Below are 18,276 nucleotides of genomic sequence, written 5' to 3'. Positions count from 1 at the left end.
CTAAACATTGCATTGCTGGAAAACAATTAATGTACAGAAACAATACGGCCACGATCGTATTTTTTTATTATCTACTATAATCGTCATTAGCGTATTTTCTGTTTTTTATATAGTTTTAAATATATTTAAAGAAGATCCGTTATCTGATCACTTATTTCCGCTCTTTTTAATGGTCTTTTTTATGATTTACCCTGCTCATAAACTGCTACATTTTATACCATTATTTAGTTATCGTAAAAGTTTGCGCTTTTCCATTGAGAAACAATATAGTTTTTTACCTGTATTGTCGATGCGTATCCATGAGCCCATTTTAAAAAGTCGTTATGTTTTTGCATTGCTCGTACCATTTATTCTACTGAACTTAGTTTTAGTAATTGGCGCGATAATGTTTCCACCCTTTAGACATTACTTTTCGATTTTGTTGGCTTATCACTGTGGACTTTGCTTAATTGATCTATTGTATGTCAAACATCTTATACATTCGCCTAAAACGGCATTGATTGAAGAAACAGATAAGGGGTTTGAAATTTTAGTTCCATCATCTAACCAATGATGATTAACTTGTCATTTCTGTTCTTTGTTTGTTATGCTTATGATGTAGATAGAGGGGAGGAAAAGACTTGATGATTGCCATTGTCGTCCTATTCTCGGTGTTTTATTTATTTCAAATCAACCGGATGACGTATGCACTTTGTGCGCAAAAAGAAATTCCTGAAGAAAAACAACCAAAAATATACCGAACTATAAATGTATTGATTACTATTTTGTTAATCTCCTTTTACTTGGAGATTCTGTTTACTGTGTAAACAATATTCATTTTATAGCATTGAAAATAGCTTGTTGGATAAGTTCTATCAACATTAAGTTAGTTCCTCTGTCCTCAAATTAGTGAACATAATAAATAAGAAAGTCCATTCGCATCACTGCAAATGGACTTTCTTATTGCCTAAAAATTAGCACATAAATGCTGCGCCAACAATAATTAACAAAATAAATAACACGACAATTAAAGCAAAGCCTGAACCATTAGAATATCCACCGCCATTGCCCATTATCCGCACCTCCTTTCTCTTTGCTATCTTATGCAAATATGTTTTTGGGTTTTAGGCTAAATGAATATGGAACCTTTTTCTTTTTTTTTCGTTTTGTGTTATAGTTACAAATACATTAGTTAGAAGTGACTAAAGTTGGGAGAGATTTTAAAGATGAAGAAAACAGTATTATCACTTACACTAGCAGCATCTGTTCTTGCTCTTGCTGCATGTGGAAATAATTCAGGTGACGAAGTAGTAGCAGAATCAAAAGTAGGAAATATTACAAAAGAACAACTGTACCAAGAAATGAAGAACGTAGCTGGTACACAAACACTTCAAACATTAGTTATTAAAAGTGTTTTAGAAGATAAATACAAAATAACTGATAAAGAAGTAGAAGCAGAATTCAAAAAGCAAAAAGAAGCAATGGGTGACAGCTTCGAACAAACTCTAGCTGCTCAAGGTTTAACGGAAAAAGATTTCAAAGAAGATTACATCCGTATTCTTTTATTACAAGAAAAAGCTATGGATATTTCCGAAAAAGATATCGAAGCATACTACGATCGTATGAAAACAGAAGTGAAAGCAAGCCATATCTTAGTTGCTGATGAAGAAACAGCTAAAGAAGTCAAATCTAAACTAGATAAAGGTGAAGATTTCGCTAAACTTGCTAAAAAGTACTCTACAGATCCAGGTTCTAAAGAAGCTGGCGGTGAACTAGGTTGGTTCGGTCCAGATAAAATGGTTGCTGAATTTACAGACGCTTCATACGCTCTTAAAAAAGGTGAGATTAGTGAGCCAGTTAAATCTGCTCACGGCTATCACATCATTAAATTAGAGGACAAGCGTGATGTTAAAGACCTTCCTTCTTTAGAAGAAAGCAAAAATGCAATTAAACAAAAAATTGCTGCAACTGAAGCAGCTCAAAATAAATTCATTGAAACAACTACTAAATTAATTAAAGAAGCTGACGTGAAGATTAAAGACAAAGATCTAAAAGACGCACTAAGCCAATTTTTAAAAGAAAATACTACTGAAAAATAGTTAGCCTTATAAAAGTGCCTGATCCATTACGATGGATCAGGTATTTTTTTATTTTTACGGGCCTCTGTCCTCTTAATGTTTTACTTTGTCGCATGTTATAGAGTTAACAAGTTAGAACGGAGGTGATTCCTTTGAAATGTCACAACCATCACCACTGCCATGGTTTCGGTCACGGTCACGGTCACGGTCACGGTCACGGTCACGGTCATTGCCATGGTCAACACCACGGTCAACACCACGGTCAACACCCGGTCGTATGCCCTACTCAATATCAGTTCAATGATTGCTATGTTGAAAGAGAAGTTCCAGTTATCCACCCAGTAGTTACTGTAAACAGAAAACACATTGTAAATGTACCGCGTCATTACTACACACAATCTACTGAAAACGTAGTAGTTGATCCAGGTAATCCAGTTCACTGCAATACGAATATGCCATGTCATAAACCATTCCATGGACTGTTCCGTAACTGTTAACAGTAATACTCTTTTAGTACGTAAAAAGGACCTCTCAGCATCGCTGAAAGGTCCTTTTTTATTTTATTAGTCTATTGTTGGTTTATAGAATGAACGATTATCCAATGGGAATAGTCTTTCTGTAAATTCTCCTGGAGCCGTTTTACCTAGAGCACGTTTTAGCATATTCATTTTAGCATCGATATTATCAATGTAGTGAAGCATCTCCGCTTCTTGCAACATTGGCTTTTTAGGACTTCCCCACTCTTCTTTACCGTGATGAGATAACACCATATGTTGCAATAACATGACTTCTTCACCTTCGATTTGAAGTGTATCTGCGGCTTTCGCAATTTCTGTTACCATAATCGAAATATGCCCTAGCATATTACCTGTGACAGTGTATGATGTTGCAACTGGTCCAGATAACTCAACTACCTTACCGATATCATGTAAAATAATACCTGCATATAATAAGTCCTTATTTAAAGTCGGATATAAATCAGCAATTGCTCGACCTAAATTCAGCATCGATACAACGTGATCTAGTAAACCAGATGCATAATCATGGTGATTTTTTGTCGCTGCTGGAAACGTCATAACTTCATCTTGGTTTTCTTTTAATATATGTCTAGTAATGCGTGAAATTTGTGGATTTTTAATTTCGAAGAAGAACTGCATCAATTGCTCAAATAATTCCTCTTTTGGTGTTTCTGCAGATGGAACTAAATCCACTACTGAAACTCCCTCATCATTCGCTACTGGACGGATTGCTTTTATACGTAGTTGAGCTTTACCACGGTAATCATGTATCTCACCACCGACACGTACAATGCCCTCAGATTGATATAGTTTTTCATGCTCTTCGCCTGTATCCCACAATTTCGCTTCAATACTGCCGCTCTTGTCTTGTAAAATTAACGTCATAAATGGCTTCCCCATTGTTGTAACGCCTTTTGTAGCTTGCTTAATTAATAAATAATGATCGACTGGCTCTCCGACTTGAAGTAATGCTATACCATTCATATGGAAGTCAATCTCCTTTCACCTTTTAAATTTGAAACATGAATGACGAATGATTTTGACCATTGATCTATCATATTTTCATGACATGTAAAATAGAGTATCTGGTGTTTCGTTTGAATACTATTAACTAATTGTACCATGTTCCCAATGCGCAAACGATCAAAATGGACAAAAGGGTCATCCATAATAATCGGAAATGGTGCAGATTGTTGTAATGAATCCGCCAATGCAAATCGTAATGCTATATAGGCTTGCTCCTTCGTCGCTTGGCTCAATTCAGCTATTGTATAGCGCATACCATCTTCAGCAACTGCTTCGAAAACACTTTCCGAGTTTATCTCTAATGTCTCATAGCGGCCACCTGTTAACTGTTTAAAATATCGTTCTGCGCCTTGCAAAACGGCTGGAAGTCTTTTTTCTTTTAAGTTACGCATAGTTTCCTGGATTGCTGTTGCAATTGCTTGATTAATAGCCCATTCACGTGCTTGCTCTGCTAAAGCGGCTTTTTGCTCTTCAAACTTTTGAATCTGAATACCATATTTCTGATCTGATAATAGACCTATTGTTTTCGCTTGTAGCTCCGCATGTTCGCTGAGTAACTTATCTTTTTTCTCTTGTAAAGATAGCAGCGTAGCTGATATGTGCTCAAGTAGACTTTGAGATTCTATATCATTTAATTGAACATTGACAGCTGACTGATCGAACATTGACAATTGTTCCTCTACTTGTTTTAATGCTAGGGAATTATCTTTATAAAGCTGAAATTGCTCGTTAGCCTTATAGAAATCCTCGGCTGTTTCAACATCAGCTTCTTCAAATAAATTTAAGATTTCAGTTGTATATGATTTATGCAAATTCGTCTTCTCATCAATAATATTTTCTAATTGTTGTAGTTTTTCTTTAGCCGTTACAACAAGCTGCTGTTGCTCAGTCATTTTGAAAAAGGCAGATTGAACAGTAGCGGATAAATTTTCTCTCGTACAAATTATTTCGCAAGCTGCTGTGGCATCCTTTATACGCTCATTTACTAGTGCAGAAAGTCGCTCTATTTGATGTTCTTTCATCATTATACTTGTGCTTTTTTGCTGGAGCTCACGTACTTGCCTAAAAAGCTCTGTTAGAAGTTCAGGCTGTAATGAGCCGCTTATTTGAAAACGTTTTAAAAAAAGTTGAAGTTGCTCTTCACTTTGTTCGATATACATATTAAATTTAGATACGTTTTGTTGGGCCTCTTTCATTTGTACTTTTTTATCATCATACTGTTCTTGTAACAGAGTAATACGATCTTCAAATTGGCGAATTTTTGTCAGTAGCTGTTCCATGTCAGTTTGCTGTGATTCAAATTCGCGAATTTCACGTTGAAGAGCTTCTGTATTTACAGAATCATTATCATTTGATCCATTGTCCAAAATAAACCATAGTGCAGCAGCTATAATGATACCTATTGCGATTACAAGCCAATTAGATTGACTAATGCCAATTAAAATAGCTATTATCGCAATCGCTACACTTAAGAATTTTACTGATTTCGTACTTCTAAATCCTTTTACATCTTGATTTAAGGTCGCCCTCGCTTCAGCTACTCTTTGTATTTTTGCTGACCAATTGGCTGCTCGTTCTATCTCATAGTCAGACGGTTGCTGTTCAAAAAGATTATCTAATTTTTGTTCAACTGTTGCTAACTCCTGTTGAAGCTGGCCTACAGTACGTTGACCAAATCGATATTGCTCTTCATTTTCTTCCAATTGCTTTACTAATTGACGAAAATATTCTTCCTGTTCTAGAGAAACTTCCGTTTGCTCTAAAGCTTGTTGCTGTTCATCATCAGTAATGCCCAACAAACGATATTGGGCAATTTTCTCTTGTTGTAGTATTTCAATATCATTTTCTACACTTTTCACCTTAGAGTTCCACTCGCGCCATTCACTATCTTGGTCATTAAGATTCTTTAATAGTTGGTACCGTTCATCATTAAAATCTGCTTGGAGCTGCTTTTGGATTACTTCTTTTTCTTGCTGAACTTGGTTTAATATAGCTTGTACTTCGAGTTTTTTATCTTTGTACAGCTCATAACGATGCACTCCATTTGTCGGGAATCCTCTTTGTAGAATTGATCGGAGCTCTTGTTCTATCTGTTCCTTCTTTTGTAATAGCGGATAGAGTTGACGGAATATATGTAACTTCTGCTGTTCCTGCAATTGCATAGATTCAGTTGATTTAATATCATCTAATTCTGCTGTAATTTGCTGTAACCTTAAAATAGTAGGTTCATATTCTTCAAGTTTTTTACGCTCTTCTTTTAAAATCTGATCACTTTCACGAAGTTCTTCAATCTGCTTATTTATCGTTGGATTTTTACCAGATTTCTTAAAGAGTTCTCCAATTTTCTTATCAAGATCCTTTTCAAGTTTAGTTAACTGATCAATGCCTGTTGTACCAGAAGCTAATAATACTTTACTTAGTTCGTCCTCAGACATATGCTCTAGCTGTTGCAATTGGTGAACAGAAAACGAAAAAATGGCCTCAAAGCCTTCACGATTATAGCCATGCACTATTTTCGCTAACGCCTCTTCGTACCCTCTTGTACCATCTTCAAAATAGACCGTAACATCCCCTATCGCTTTCCCCTTCACTCGCTCAATAATACAATTTCCGAATTCATCGTCTATCAAATGCACTTGGCCTCCATATTTACCGCCTGCTTTCGGTTCGTAGCGGAGCTGTTGCGCATTCTTTTGAGGAAAACCAAATAATATATGAAGTATAAATTGCTGAATCGTCGTTTTTCCCGCTTCATTAAGTCCATAGAATACATTGATACCTTGTTTCAAATTAATCGTTACATTCTCATGTTGACCGAATCCAAAAATAACCAATTTGCGGATATACATATTGTTCACTCCCTTCTTAACTTCAAAGTTAAAGTTTCTTTGATACTAAGTTTTTAAATAAGTCTTTTGTTTGTGCTGAGATTTGCTCTAAATCTAATTCAGATAGAGGTTCTAAATAGCGGCCTCCTCTAGGATGCTGATAGAGATCTTTCAGCTTTTCCTTCCATTGCCTGTCGTCCCAACTATCAATAACATGAAGTACTGCTTCTGTTGCTACAGTGGGATCATATTCTATGAAGTCTTGCCAATTGACGTGAACAGACTGTACCCAGATAGCAGGAGACTTCATCTCTTCTCTCTCTCGTATCAATTCAAGCCATTCTTCTATAGTACTTTCTTCAAATAACATCTTAGCGCTAGGTTCTAGTTGCACAAGCTTTAGTTCTACGACACCTGCACCATTAATATCACGAAATTGTTGCAACGACTTTTCACATGCTTGTAAAATTTCATTGGCATGAATAAGGCCATCACAATTAACTTCAAATTCATCGTAAACAATCACTGATGTCGGTATAAAATCCAGGTTTGTGCGATGCTGGTCCATCTCTACATCATAAAACCCTTTTATCCCCTGCTCTTTACGATGCCGGCTTTGAATATTACCTGAATAAACAATCGGTGGATATTCATTTATTATTTGACGTAAGTGAATATGCCCTAGTGCCCAATAATCATATTGTTTCGAAAGTAAAGCTTCTTTTGTAAACGGTGCATAGACATCATGTGTTGTATTTCCCATTAAGCTTCCATGGAGCATACCAATATGAAATGCCTCCTTATTTGTAGCAACTGGATATGTATTTATCATAGGCTCCGTCACATGCCGATCAGGATAACTAAAGCCATATATATGAACCGTAGTTTCGCGAATTTGCAAGGTCACTTGCTTTGTTTGCTTTGGTAGTACATGGACATTTGGAGGCAATTCGAAGCGTGTCCACTTCCCATTCAGATGATCGTGATTTCCATAACTCAAAATGACTGGTATATTCTTGTCCCAAAGTTGTTCCATACCTTTTTGGAAATGAGCTTGTGCACGTAAACTACGATCTTCTCCATCATATATATCGCCAACAATGACAATAAAATCTGGCCGTTCTTTTACAGCATATTGGATGAATCGATCAAATGCTGCAAATGTGCTATTACGAAGTTCCTGTAAACGCTCCTTTGGGAGTGCCGACATTCCTTTAAATGGGCTATCTAGATGTAAATCAGCAGTATGAAAAAATCGAATAGTAGACATGATTTCCTCCTTTAACAGATACGAATATTTGTTCTTATTTTATCACAAAATTCCGGTAATTTATAGCAAAAGCTCTAGTATAGCTGATAGACTACTATTAAAATCCCATTACTGATTTGTATGTTTTTTCTGACTTTTCTAGTATAATGAATAAACATTCATAAAAAAGGGTGATGAATATGAAAACGTATCGATTTACAGCGTTCGAAAAATCAGGTAAAACACTTTTTGACGAAGCTTGGGAGTTTGCTGATGATGTAACTGCCAAAACTCAAGGGCAACAACAAGTTGAAGAAAAAGGTTTGGCGGATCAAACACATCGCTTAGTAAACTCTGCTGGCAAATTAATATTGTTCCATTCATAATGAAAATACCTTTCACAAAAGTTACATTGTGAAAGGCATTTTTTTACTGTCCGTTGAAAACCGGTATACGTTTCTGTACGAATGCTTGAATACCTTCTAAATGATCCACAGTTTTACGCATTTTTGATTGCGCAACTGCTTCCATTTTGAGAACATTCGATAGCTCTGCACACTTTTGTGTATGCAAGATTTCCTTTGAAGCGATCATTGCAGCAACTGGTGATTGTAACAATTTTTGAGCTAATAAATCTGCCTGTTCAGAAGCTTTCCCTTCAGGCACTACTTCATCTACCAAGCCTAGTTTTTTTGCTTCAGGACCCGGCAATACGTCACCAGACCAAATCATCTGTTTTGCAAGCGGTGTGCCTAAACGCTCCTTCATGAAGAAATGACCTGCACCATCTGGTATAAGACCGATTCCAATGAAATTCATCGCTAGTTTACTAGTTTCTTCAGCAATGATAATGTCACTAGCTAACGTTAAACTAAAGCCTAAACCTGCTGATGCCCCGTGAACTGCTGCAATTGTTATCATTGGCAACATATACATGGCCTTAACAAAGCGTGTAATATCAACCATTACTTCGTCAATATCCATCGGGCTGTCCTCATTCAGCATCGCTTTAATATCTCCACCAGCTGAAAATACTTTCCCTTCCCCTTTAATAATGAGTACCTGTATCTCCCCATCATCATTTAACGCTTCAAAGCAATCAGCTAATTCTCTCATCATCACTTCATTCATAGAATTCATCGCAGCTGGCCTGTTCAAAGTCAACGTAGCCAATCTACCATTCTTCTCTAGTTTTAATGTTTCAAATGTCATTAAAAACACCCCTTTGTTTAAAAATGAACAATTATTCATATATTAATATTCTCTATTCTCTCCAGAACACCTTTATTTTTCGAAAGATTATTATCTTTTATATCTTTCAAAACTCCACGCCCTGCCTGTCTACCGCTAAATAAACAACCTCCTAAAAAAGTTCCTTCTAATGCTCTATAGCCATGAACGCCTCCGCCACCGAATCCAGCAACTTCCCCAGCGGCATACAACCCTTCAATCGGCTTCATCGATTCATCTAACACTCGGCCATCTAAATCTGTCTGTAAACCGCCTAATGTTTTACGTGTTAGAATATTTAGTCGAACCGCTATCAACGGTCCCTTACTGGCATCTAATAGTTTATGTGGTTTAGCCACACGAACGACTTTATCCCCTATATAATTTCTAGCTCTGTGAATTGCTTTTGCTTGTAAATCCATCGTAAATTTCTTATTTATCTCGTCATCTCGTTCTTTCATTTGTTCTTCAATATGTTCGATATGAATTAATTCATTTCCTGCAATTTTGTTCATACCATTCACTAATTCTCTTAAATTATTAGCCACCACAAAATCTGCTCCATTTTCCATGAATGCTTTAACAGGTTTTGTCGGCCCAGGTAAAATACGTTGCAACACTTTCCTAACACTTTTCTCAGTTAAATCTGGATTTTGTTCTGAACCTGACAATGCAAATTCCTTTTCAATAATCTTCTCCGTCAATATAAACCAAGAATAATCATAGCCAGTTTTTTGAATAGCCTCCAACGTACCCAGGGTATCAAAACCAGGAAAATTAGGAGCTTTAAAACGATTTCCTTCAGCATCTAACCAAAGTGAAGACGGTCCAGGTAAGATGCGAATACCATGATTTTGCCAAACGGGATTCCAATTTTGAATCCCTTCTGTATAATGCCACATTCTATCTTTGTTGACGATACGACCTCTCACACGTTCAGTAATGTTTAGCATTCGCCCATCTACATGTGCAGGTACTCCAGAAATCATTCGTTCTGGAGCCCTTCCTAAACTTTGTGGCCAATTTTTGCGGACCAACTCGATATTAGCCCCAATTCCACCACTCGTGACAATAATTGCCCTCGCTTTATATTCAAAATCGCCTATTGAATCGCGTTCACTTTCTTCTCCACGTTTAGCATTACTAGGCACTAAAATCTTTCCCCTTACCCCCGTTACAGCATTTATAGAAGTTATCAATTCATCTACTTGATGACGTGGTTTATAGTCTACGAGCCCCGTTTTAATAGCGGCCCTTAATTTCACTTCAAATGGCTTCACTAATCCGGGGCCAGTTCCCCATGTTATATGAAAGCGAGGAACTGAGTTACCTTGACGTTCTGCCCATCCTACAACAGGAAAGAATCTAATACCTAAACTATGCAACCATTCGCGTTTCTCCCCTGATGCAAAATCAACATACGCTTTTGCCCATTTTATAGCCCAGTAATCTTCGTCTATCTCTCTGTCAAACTTTGCAAAGCCTAGCCAATCTCTCCAGGCTAAATCTTTTGAATCCTTTACACCAAGACGCCTTTGTTCTGGTGAATCAACAAGAAATAATCCACCAAAAGACCACCAAGCTTGTCCGCCAAGAGAAGCTTCTGGCTCTTGATCCAGTAATAATACTTTCTTTCCCTGATCTGATAATCCTGCTGTAGCTACGAGCCCAGCCAGTCCTGCTCCAATGACTATTACATCATAATCCATAACTCTCACCCTCCCCTACTGATAAAGTGAATAATATTTCGTTCCATTATATTTCTTCACCTTATGTTTAAACACCTCTATTCACAATAAATGTATCTTAAAAATTAGAATTTTTTAAAAAACATGTGTAATGAATACTTAAATTTCCAAATAAAAAAAGAAGCCATTTTGAACAGTTTTTTATTCAGAATGACTTCTTTTATATTAGTTGTAAGTAGCTACTCAAGAAAATAAGTCTTTATTCTTAGTAATAATTCATATTGGGATACATCTTTAATTTTCACTAAGTAAATCTGAATTACCTATATTCCGAACGATTGACTGTTTTAACAATAAAATTTCAAACTAAAGTTCACTATTTTCGAACAATAATTTGAAAAGACTTGCCTTTTCATGCAAACGCTTCACTTTATTAAACTAATATCATAAATCTTCTAGAATAAGCATTCTATATAGACTTATAAAAAAATGTCTTCGGCATATTAAAATGCAATTCTCATTATAACCAGTTTCAAAAACACAAAATCCCCCTTCTAACTGTCCTCTCCAATAACACGAACTATATTTATAAAACTTTCATATTTTATTCGGTTTTAAGTTGATTCACACCTCATTTAAACCTAATTTATATTAATTTTCGAAAACAATGTTGACATTACCCGAATATAGCATTAATATTGATTTAAATTTAAAACACAGAAAAAATATGATGACGGAGACATGCTTCCCGATTTTGAAATCTTTAGAGAGCTAATGGTTGGTGAAAATTAGCGGTTTCAGCGGCAAGTTCCACTCCCGAATAGATAGGTTGAACATTCCAAAGTATGCCTATACGAATCATGCACGTTACGCATATAGCAAAGACTGTCCTTTTTGAGTGGACAGTAACCCAAGGGTGGTACCGCGTCTGTTAATTTAGCCTTTCGCCCCTTACATAATCTTATGTAAGGGACGGAAGGCTTTTTATATTTTCAAATACTTTAATTGTTTTTCAAATAAGAGAGGAGATTTAACATGTTACAAGATTATCAATTATTAAGAATTCCAGGTCCAACTCCAATTCCACCAAGCGTAGAGCGCGCTATGGTACAACCTATGATTGGTCACCGAGGTTCAGAAACAACTAAAATGATCCAAAACATTAAACCGGGTTTGAAAAAAGTATTCGGTACAAAACAAGATGTTCTTATGATTACAGGTAGCGGTACATCTGGTTTAGAAGCTGCAATCGTTAATGTTGTAAAACCTGGCGATAAGGTGTTAGTTGTAGCAACTGGTGTATTCGGTCAACGTTTCACAAAAATTTGCCAAGCATATCAAATTGACGTTGAAGAATTTGCAGTTGAATGGGGTACATCGTTAAATCCAACAGCGGTAAAAGATTACTTAAAAGAACACCAAGATATTACTGCTGTATTCTCTACTTATTGTGAAACATCAACAGGTGTTATCAACCCAGTTGGCGAGTTAGCAAAAGCAGTCCATGAAGTATCTGAAGCACTTGTAATTGTTGATGGTGTATCTTGCATGGGCGGCATTGAAACAAAAATGGACGAATGGGGTATCGATGTTCTAGTAACCGGTTCACAAAAAGCCTTTATGCTTCCTGCAGGCTTAAACTTTATCGGTGTGAGTGATCGTGCTTGGAAAGTCATCGAAGCTAACCCTAAAAAAGGCTTCTACTTAGATTTAACAAAATACCGCGATAACATAGAAAAAGATACAACACCATTCACACCAGCTTTATCTTTACTATTTGGACTTGAACAAGTACTTAAAAATCTTGAAGCTGAAGGATTTGAAGAAGTATATAAACGTCATGCATTAATGCGTGATATGACACGTGCAGCATTTAAAGCACTAGATATTCCATTATTTACAACAGATGCTGATGCTTCTCCAACAGTAACCGCTGTTAAACCAGTTGATTTTGATGCTGAAGCATTCCGTAAAGTACTAAAAACTGATTTCAATCTATCTGTAGCAGGTGGTCAACAACACTTAAAAGGACAAATCTTCCGTGTTGGTCATATGGGCTACTGCGCACCAACAGATGTGCTACAAACATTGGCAGCAATCGAAATTGCGCTTGTTAAAATTGGTAAAGATATTGAGCTTGGAAAAGGTATAGCAGCAGCACAAAAAGTTTATCTTGAAGGAGCGAACAACTAATTATGGCTATTAACATTTTAATCAGTGATCCATTAAGCGAAGACGGTATTTACCCTCTTCGCCAAGAAAAAAAATTAGATTTAAATATCGTTATTGATACTGGCTTAACTCCAGATGAATTAAAAGCTAAAATTAAAGACTTCGATGTATTATTAGTCCGTAGCCAAACAAAAGTTACTCGTGACATCATAGAAGCTGCTGATAATTTAAAATTAATCGGCCGTGCTGGTGTTGGCGTAGATAACATCGACCTTGATGCTGCTACAGAAAAAGGGATTATCGTAGTAAATGCACCAGATGGTAATACTAACTCTGCGGCTGAACATACAACTGCAATGATTATGGCTCTTGCTCGTCATATTCCACATGCACATATGTCATTACAAGAAGGTCGCTGGGATCGTAAAAAATTCGTAGGTGTTGAATTAAAAAATAAAACATTAGGTGTTATCGGTTTTGGTCGTATCGGGCAAGAAGTGGCACACCGTGCAAAAGGTAATCGCATGGACGTTATTGCTTACGATCCGTTCTTAACTGCTGAAAAAGCTGAAAAACTTGGCGTAGACTTCGGTTCAGTTGAAGATGTAGTTAAAGTAGCTGACTTTATCACAGTGCATACACCTCTATTAAAAGAAACAAAGCATATGATTAACAAAGAAATCTTTGCATTGATGAAAGACGGCGTTCGTATCATCAACTGTGCTCGTGGTGGAATCATTGATGAAGAAGCACTCTATGATGCAATCGTTGAAGGTAAAGTAGTTGGTGCTGCTCTTGACGTAATGGAGGAAGAACCATTTGTAGGAAACCGCCTTTTAGAATTACCTCAAGTCATTGCAACACCACACTTAGGTGCCTCTACTATTGAAGCACAAGAATCAGTTGCTGTTGATGTAAGTCATGATATCCTAAGCTACTTCAACATTGGTACTGTTCGAAATCCAGTAAACATGCCATCTATCCCTAAAGACATAATCGCGAAAATCGAACCCTTCTTCGATCTTGGTGAAAAATTAGGTGCTTTCGTGTCTCGCCTATCAGATGCGGCAGTTGAAGAAATCAATCTATACTTCGCTGGTGAGTTAGCTAACTTCGATGTTCGTCCACTAACAAACAACACTGTTAAAGGATTATTAAAACGTAATTTAGGTAACCACGTAAACAACGTAAATGCACGTTACTTAGCTGAACGTAACACAATTAAAATTAACGAACATAAAACTACTACAGCAAAAGGTTTCTTAAACTCAATCACTGTTGAATTAGTTACTGCTACTGAAACACATAAAGTAACAGGAACTCTATTAAACGGTCTTGGTGCTCGTATCGTTAAGGTAGATGACTATGTAATTGATGTTGTACCAGAAGGCCACTTACTATTTATCAAACATACTGATAAACCAGGTGCAATCGGCCGTGTCGGAACACTATTAGCAGAGAAAGATATCAACATCGCAACAATGCAAGTTGGTCGTTCAAACCAAGGCGGAGATGCCATCATGATGTTATCAGTTGATAACCACATCGAAAACGTCGACTTCCTAAAAGCACAAGACAACATCTTTGATGCGAAAACTATTAATTTATAATAAATGCTGATGGCGCTCGTCCAGCTGCGAGGTCGTTGGAAGACGGAAGCCAAAGTCGCTCTTTGACTTTGTGCGCCCGACTGAAACGACCCGAGCCGCTAGCGCCTGAAGCTGGATATTCTTAATGCTGATGGCGCTCGTCCAGACTCGACAGGCGTTGGAGGGCTCGAACACAAGACGCTTTTTGTCTTGTGCCGAGAGACCGAAACGACCCGAGAGTCTAGCGCCTGAAGCTGGATATCTTTCTTAATGCTGATGGCGCTCGTCCAGCTGCGAGGTCGTTGGAAGACGGAAGCCAAAGTCGCTCTTTGACTTTGAGCGCCCGGCTGAAACGACCCGAGCCGCTAGCGCCTGAAGCTGGATATCTTTCTTAATGCTGATGGCGCTCGTCCAGACTCGACAGGCGTTGGAGGGCTCGAACACAAGACGCTTTTTGTCTTGTGCCGAGAGACCGAAACGTCCCGAGAGTCTAGCGCCTGAAGCTGGATATCTTTCTTAATGCTGATGGCGCTCGTCCAGACTCGACAGGCGTTGGAGGGCTCGAACACAAGACGCTTTTTGTCTTGTGCCGAGAGACCGAAACGTCCCGAGAGTCTAGCGCCTGAAGCTGGATATCTTTCTTAATGCTGATGGCGCTCGTCCAGACTCGACAGGCGTTGGAGGGCTCGAACACAAGACGCTTTTTGTCTTGTGCCGAGAGACCGAAACGACCCGAGAGTCTAGCGCCTGAAGCTGGATATCTTTCTTAATGCTGATGGCGCTCGTCCAGCTGCGAGGTCGTTGGAAGACGGAAGCCAAAGTCGCTCTTTGACTTTGAGCGCCCGGCTGAAACGACCCGAGCCGCTAGCGCCTGAAGCTGGATATCTTTCTTAATGCTGATGGCGCTCGTCCAGACTCGACAGGCGTTGGAGGGCTCGAACACAAGACGCTTTTTGTCTTGTGCCGAGAGACCGAAACGACCCGAGAGTCTAGCGCCTGAAGCTGGATATCTTTCTTAATGCCCAAGGCGCTCGTCCAGTGGAAGATAGCCTAAATTCGCCACGTCCTGTGGCAACGGTTACCTGACCAACATCCTATTGGCCTGACAGGCAATCACTTCACATGTATCTCAAAAAACACCCCTATCCTTTAAAGGATAGGGGTGTTTTAACTCGTTTATTTAAAAGAAGCTTCAAAAAACCTAATATAACATATAGACAGCTTTTCAAAGTATTAGATTGTTTTAAGTAGCGGTATTAATTCACGTAATGATTTAATCTCATAGGTTGGTGTAACATCTTTGATTGGTGCTTTTTCTTCACGATTAATCCAAGCTGAACGCATGTTAACACGCGATGACCCTAAAATGTCGGTCATCAAATTATCGCCAACCATAATAGCTTCTTCCGCTTGAATGTCAGAAATTTTTAAAACATGTTCGAAAATAGAAGCATCCGGTTTGCCACGACCAAAATCACCAGAAATAACGATATGATCAAAGTAAGGAGCGATTTCAGGTGTAATCTCCAATTTTGTGTGCTGTAAACTTGGTGAACCGTTTGTTAATAAAATTAACTTAAAGTTCCCTTTTAATGTATCCAGTACTTCAAATGTTTCTTCATAAACAAAAGGACTTTGCTTACGCGCCTCGATAAAATAATCCCCTAGTTCTGCACCAAGTTCCTCGTTATCTATTCCTAATTTAGCCAAACCTACTGTCCAAGAATCTTTACGATAAGTTGGAACTACTCTTTTTAATTGTTGAAATTCATCTGTTGGATCATCAAATGTCCCCCAAAGACCTTCAAATGGGTTAATGCCAATCATTTGTGTATATTCATATGTAGGGTACGATGCATAGAAATTGCGTGCTGCTTCTCTGACTGTTTCTTCAAGCTCAAAAGGGTTTACTGTCACCTGCTCTGCTGCCTTTTTACAAGTAAGTTCAAATGCAGTCGCAATACTTTTCTTATCCCAAAGTAAAGTATCATCTAAGTCAAATATTACCGTTCGAATCGTCAAAATAATCGTCTCCCTCATCACAATAAAAGTTTATGTATTATCACTATCCTAGCATATTTCAAGCTACATATAATAAGAATTCTTCAAAATCAGTCCACATTCCATTCCAATAATACAAAAAGATCATTAGCTTGAAATTCTTTGCTAATGACCTACTATAAAGGGTTTCAATTTTCTTCACCAATATCATCCAATGCATCTGGATAAATTATTTCATTGAATACTTTACCATTTTTGACATCTTTCATTTTGACGGTAACCTTTAAATCTTCCTCGGCTGTTCCGTCAAAGACTTGATAGAACATACCTGCAATACCTAAAGAGAATACCGCGAAACTATCGAAGCTATTTTCAAACTCTTTTTTATCTACTGTTAGTATAAACTCGGAGAAATTACTGTTATAGCTAATCTTAAGAACTGAAGGTATTTCCGAATCAGCTTCAATTTCTTTTACATTCGAAGCTGTACTCTCCTTCATTTCCTTTATCAGAGTATCGTGCTGCTCACGTGACATAATGTAGGTCACAGAACCATCACTGTTCTTTTCAACTTTTATATATTTCTTTTTATCCTTGGCATCTGCAATAATTGAATCTATATCTTCACCTTCATAAAATGAAGCTGGGACTTTTATTTCGATATTCATTAAGTCTCGACTTACTGCAACGTCACTTTTATCTTGCTGTTTATTCTCTGCTATCTCACCAGATGAGCAGCCTGAAATCACTAATGTACTAGCGATTATTCCGCCTGCTAGTAAAACTTTGAACTCCATAACTCCCTACCTTCCGAACATATATTACTCAATATTGTACCATATTACAGGTAGGCATTTGGTTAATTATATTAATTTTGATAGTATTCGCTTACTTATGGGCATTTTATCTTAAATATGCAAAATGCTAATGCAGGAAGCAGTTTCCTGTTTAATCTATTTCTGCATTTTTTATTCTACTTAAAATGCGATACAAACTACTCCATGAAAAATTACTCAATTAATTTCTGTCAAACAGCGTTCAATCTTTCTTTCGATAAAAGCATACTTTTTATCAGTAGATGCTATATAATAGAAACTTTTTAAAAACATCTTGCAGTTCGCTTGTAGAATAACAAACTTCTTGGTAGATGCTTTCTCTTTTTGTTTGGCTAAAAAAGGCGGAATCCGCTCGAAAAGTCCTTTTGCTATGTCAATAGATAATCCATTTTCAAGCATCGTAAGTATAGGCATGATTACTCTCTCATCCTCATCCGAAAGATACACTGCTTTCGAAGTGAAAATTTTATTCACTAATGATTGAAAGATTTCATCATAATCAGCTACTTTTAATTTTGGGTTCTTTACTAGTTCATCCACTGCATACGCAGTATTTGCAACACTATGAGCCCACCCCTTATTTGTAACATAACCTCTTATATCTTCTTCCAAATCTAAATATGTAACTAACTTGTCCTTCACTTTTCCAATCATTTCTTCTGATAAAAATGGATGCTGTAAATCTTGATTTAATAGTAAAGCAATTAATAAAGCTGTATTGGAGCGTTTGAAGACGCTATCGACACCATTTTCACCAATTTCATCAAATAAATAAATATCGCTCAGAGCCGTATTTAGCATATCTATCATTAGTTCATTTGATAGATGCCCGTTGTGAATAAGTTTCCAAAATACTTGATAAATCAATTCATCTCGAAGTTCAGCATCACTTGATCCAATATGCTCCATCATAGAAAAGACAAAATGATGTTCAGCTATATTTGCCAAACTCCTTTGACCACTTTGCAACTCTAATAGTAGACTCTTTACCTCTTTCTCATTCATAGCTACACCACCTTTAGTGATAATTCTCTTTAGTTAACATATTCACTGGCGACGCTATTCATGATTAATCTTTATTA

16 protein-coding genes and 1 other annotated feature are annotated in these 18,276 nt (G+C 37.3%); of the genes, 7 read left to right on the top strand and 9 right to left on the bottom strand.

Annotation, left to right across the window (positions count from 1 at the left end; translation table 11 throughout):
• Positions 1 to 7 precede the first annotated feature (7 nt).
• Positions 8 to 553 carry a DUF3267 domain-containing protein gene (locus AC3IS5_RS03240; protein ID WP_489426539.1) on the top strand — a complete coding sequence of 182 codons (546 nt, stop codon included), beginning with the start codon at positions 8 to 10 and terminating at the stop codon, positions 551 to 553.
• Between the two features lie 70 nt (positions 554 to 623).
• Complete coding sequence (locus AC3IS5_RS03235) at positions 624 to 806, top strand: hypothetical protein (RefSeq protein WP_370588357.1); 183 nt, start codon at positions 624 to 626, stop codon at positions 804 to 806.
• 147 nt (positions 807 to 953) lie between these two features.
• Here the strand turns inward: AC3IS5_RS03235 and AC3IS5_RS03230 are convergent, their stop codons facing one another.
• Positions 954 to 1,052 (bottom strand): YjcZ family sporulation protein, encoded by a 99-nt coding sequence (locus AC3IS5_RS03230; protein ID WP_390393769.1) that lies wholly within the window; start codon positions 1,050 to 1,052, stop codon positions 954 to 956.
• A gap of 153 nt (positions 1,053 to 1,205) precedes the next feature.
• Between AC3IS5_RS03230 and AC3IS5_RS03225 the strand changes: the two genes are divergently transcribed.
• Positions 1,206 to 2,078, top strand: coding sequence for a peptidylprolyl isomerase (locus AC3IS5_RS03225; protein WP_489426538.1), 873 nt, complete (start codon positions 1,206 to 1,208; stop codon positions 2,076 to 2,078).
• A 131-nt stretch (positions 2,079 to 2,209) separates the two neighbouring features.
• Positions 2,210 to 2,554 (top strand): hypothetical protein, encoded by a 345-nt coding sequence (locus AC3IS5_RS03220; protein ID WP_489426537.1) that lies wholly within the window; start codon positions 2,210 to 2,212, stop codon positions 2,552 to 2,554.
• Between the two features lie 66 nt (positions 2,555 to 2,620).
• Here the strand turns inward: AC3IS5_RS03220 and yhaM are convergent, their stop codons facing one another.
• From yhaM to AC3IS5_RS03205, 3 genes are read right to left on the bottom strand one after another with little or no spacing between them, the layout of a single operon-like run.
• Positions 2,621 to 3,559 carry a 3'-5' exoribonuclease YhaM gene (gene yhaM / locus AC3IS5_RS03215; protein ID WP_489426536.1) on the bottom strand — a complete coding sequence of 313 codons (939 nt, stop codon included), beginning with the start codon at positions 3,557 to 3,559 and terminating at the stop codon, positions 2,621 to 2,623.
• On the bottom strand, positions 3,556 to 6,450 hold the full coding sequence (locus AC3IS5_RS03210) for an ATP-binding protein (protein WP_489426535.1): 2,895 nt from the start codon (positions 6,448 to 6,450) through the stop codon (positions 3,556 to 3,558). Before AC3IS5_RS03210 ends, yhaM begins: the two co-directional genes overlap by 4 nt.
• 28 nt (positions 6,451 to 6,478) lie before the next feature.
• On the bottom strand, positions 6,479 to 7,699 hold the full coding sequence (locus AC3IS5_RS03205) for a metallophosphoesterase family protein (protein WP_489426534.1): 1,221 nt from the start codon (positions 7,697 to 7,699) through the stop codon (positions 6,479 to 6,481).
• A 179-nt stretch (positions 7,700 to 7,878) separates the two neighbouring features.
• Here AC3IS5_RS03205 and AC3IS5_RS03200 point away from each other — a divergent pair, with 179 nt between their 5' ends.
• Positions 7,879 to 8,064 (top strand): YhzD family protein, encoded by a 186-nt coding sequence (locus AC3IS5_RS03200; protein ID WP_427734855.1) that lies wholly within the window; start codon positions 7,879 to 7,881, stop codon positions 8,062 to 8,064.
• A 43-nt stretch (positions 8,065 to 8,107) separates the two neighbouring features.
• Here AC3IS5_RS03200 and AC3IS5_RS03195 read toward each other — a convergent pair whose 3' ends face one another.
• Positions 8,108 to 8,890, bottom strand: a complete 783-nt coding sequence (locus AC3IS5_RS03195; protein ID WP_489426533.1) for an enoyl-CoA hydratase — start codon at positions 8,888 to 8,890, stop codon at positions 8,108 to 8,110.
• A gap of 35 nt (positions 8,891 to 8,925) precedes the next feature.
• Entirely contained in the window at positions 8,926 to 10,617 is a 1,692-nt protein-coding gene (locus AC3IS5_RS03190; RefSeq protein ID WP_489426532.1) for an FAD-binding dehydrogenase, read from the bottom strand.
• 700 nt (positions 10,618 to 11,317) lie between these two features.
• Positions 11,318 to 11,551: a binding site (T-box leader), on the top strand.
• An 80-nt stretch (positions 11,552 to 11,631) separates the two neighbouring features.
• Between AC3IS5_RS03190 and AC3IS5_RS03185 the strand changes: the two genes are divergently transcribed.
• Entirely contained in the window at positions 11,632 to 12,789 is a 1,158-nt protein-coding gene (locus AC3IS5_RS03185; RefSeq protein ID WP_489426531.1) for a pyridoxal-phosphate-dependent aminotransferase family protein, read from the top strand.
• Positions 12,790 to 12,791: 2 nt separating this feature from the next.
• Complete coding sequence (gene serA, locus AC3IS5_RS03180; RefSeq protein ID WP_489426530.1) at positions 12,792 to 14,378, top strand: phosphoglycerate dehydrogenase; 1,587 nt, start codon at positions 12,792 to 12,794, stop codon at positions 14,376 to 14,378.
• Positions 14,379 to 15,590: 1,212 nt separating this feature from the next.
• Here serA and AC3IS5_RS03175 read toward each other — a convergent pair.
• The 3 genes from AC3IS5_RS03175 to AC3IS5_RS03165 all read right to left on the bottom strand — a co-directional run bounded on the left by AC3IS5_RS03175 (position 15,591) and on the right by AC3IS5_RS03165 (position 18,199).
• Positions 15,591 to 16,379 carry an HAD family hydrolase gene (locus AC3IS5_RS03175; RefSeq protein WP_489426529.1) on the bottom strand — a complete coding sequence of 263 codons (789 nt, stop codon included), beginning with the start codon at positions 16,377 to 16,379 and terminating at the stop codon, positions 15,591 to 15,593.
• 167 nt (positions 16,380 to 16,546) lie between these two features.
• The gene (locus AC3IS5_RS03170; RefSeq protein ID WP_489426528.1) at positions 16,547 to 17,155 is read right to left on the bottom strand and encodes a hypothetical protein; all 609 of its coding nucleotides are present in this window, start codon (positions 17,153 to 17,155) and stop codon (positions 16,547 to 16,549) included.
• A 216-nt stretch (positions 17,156 to 17,371) separates the two neighbouring features.
• On the bottom strand, positions 17,372 to 18,199 hold the full coding sequence (locus AC3IS5_RS03165; protein ID WP_489426527.1) for a DUF2785 domain-containing protein: 828 nt from the start codon (positions 18,197 to 18,199) through the stop codon (positions 17,372 to 17,374).
• Positions 18,200 to 18,276: the final 77 nt, after the last annotated feature.

Source organism: Viridibacillus sp. KH_047, from assembly GCF_057838945.1.
This window is presented reverse-complemented; position numbering and strand designations above follow the sequence as displayed.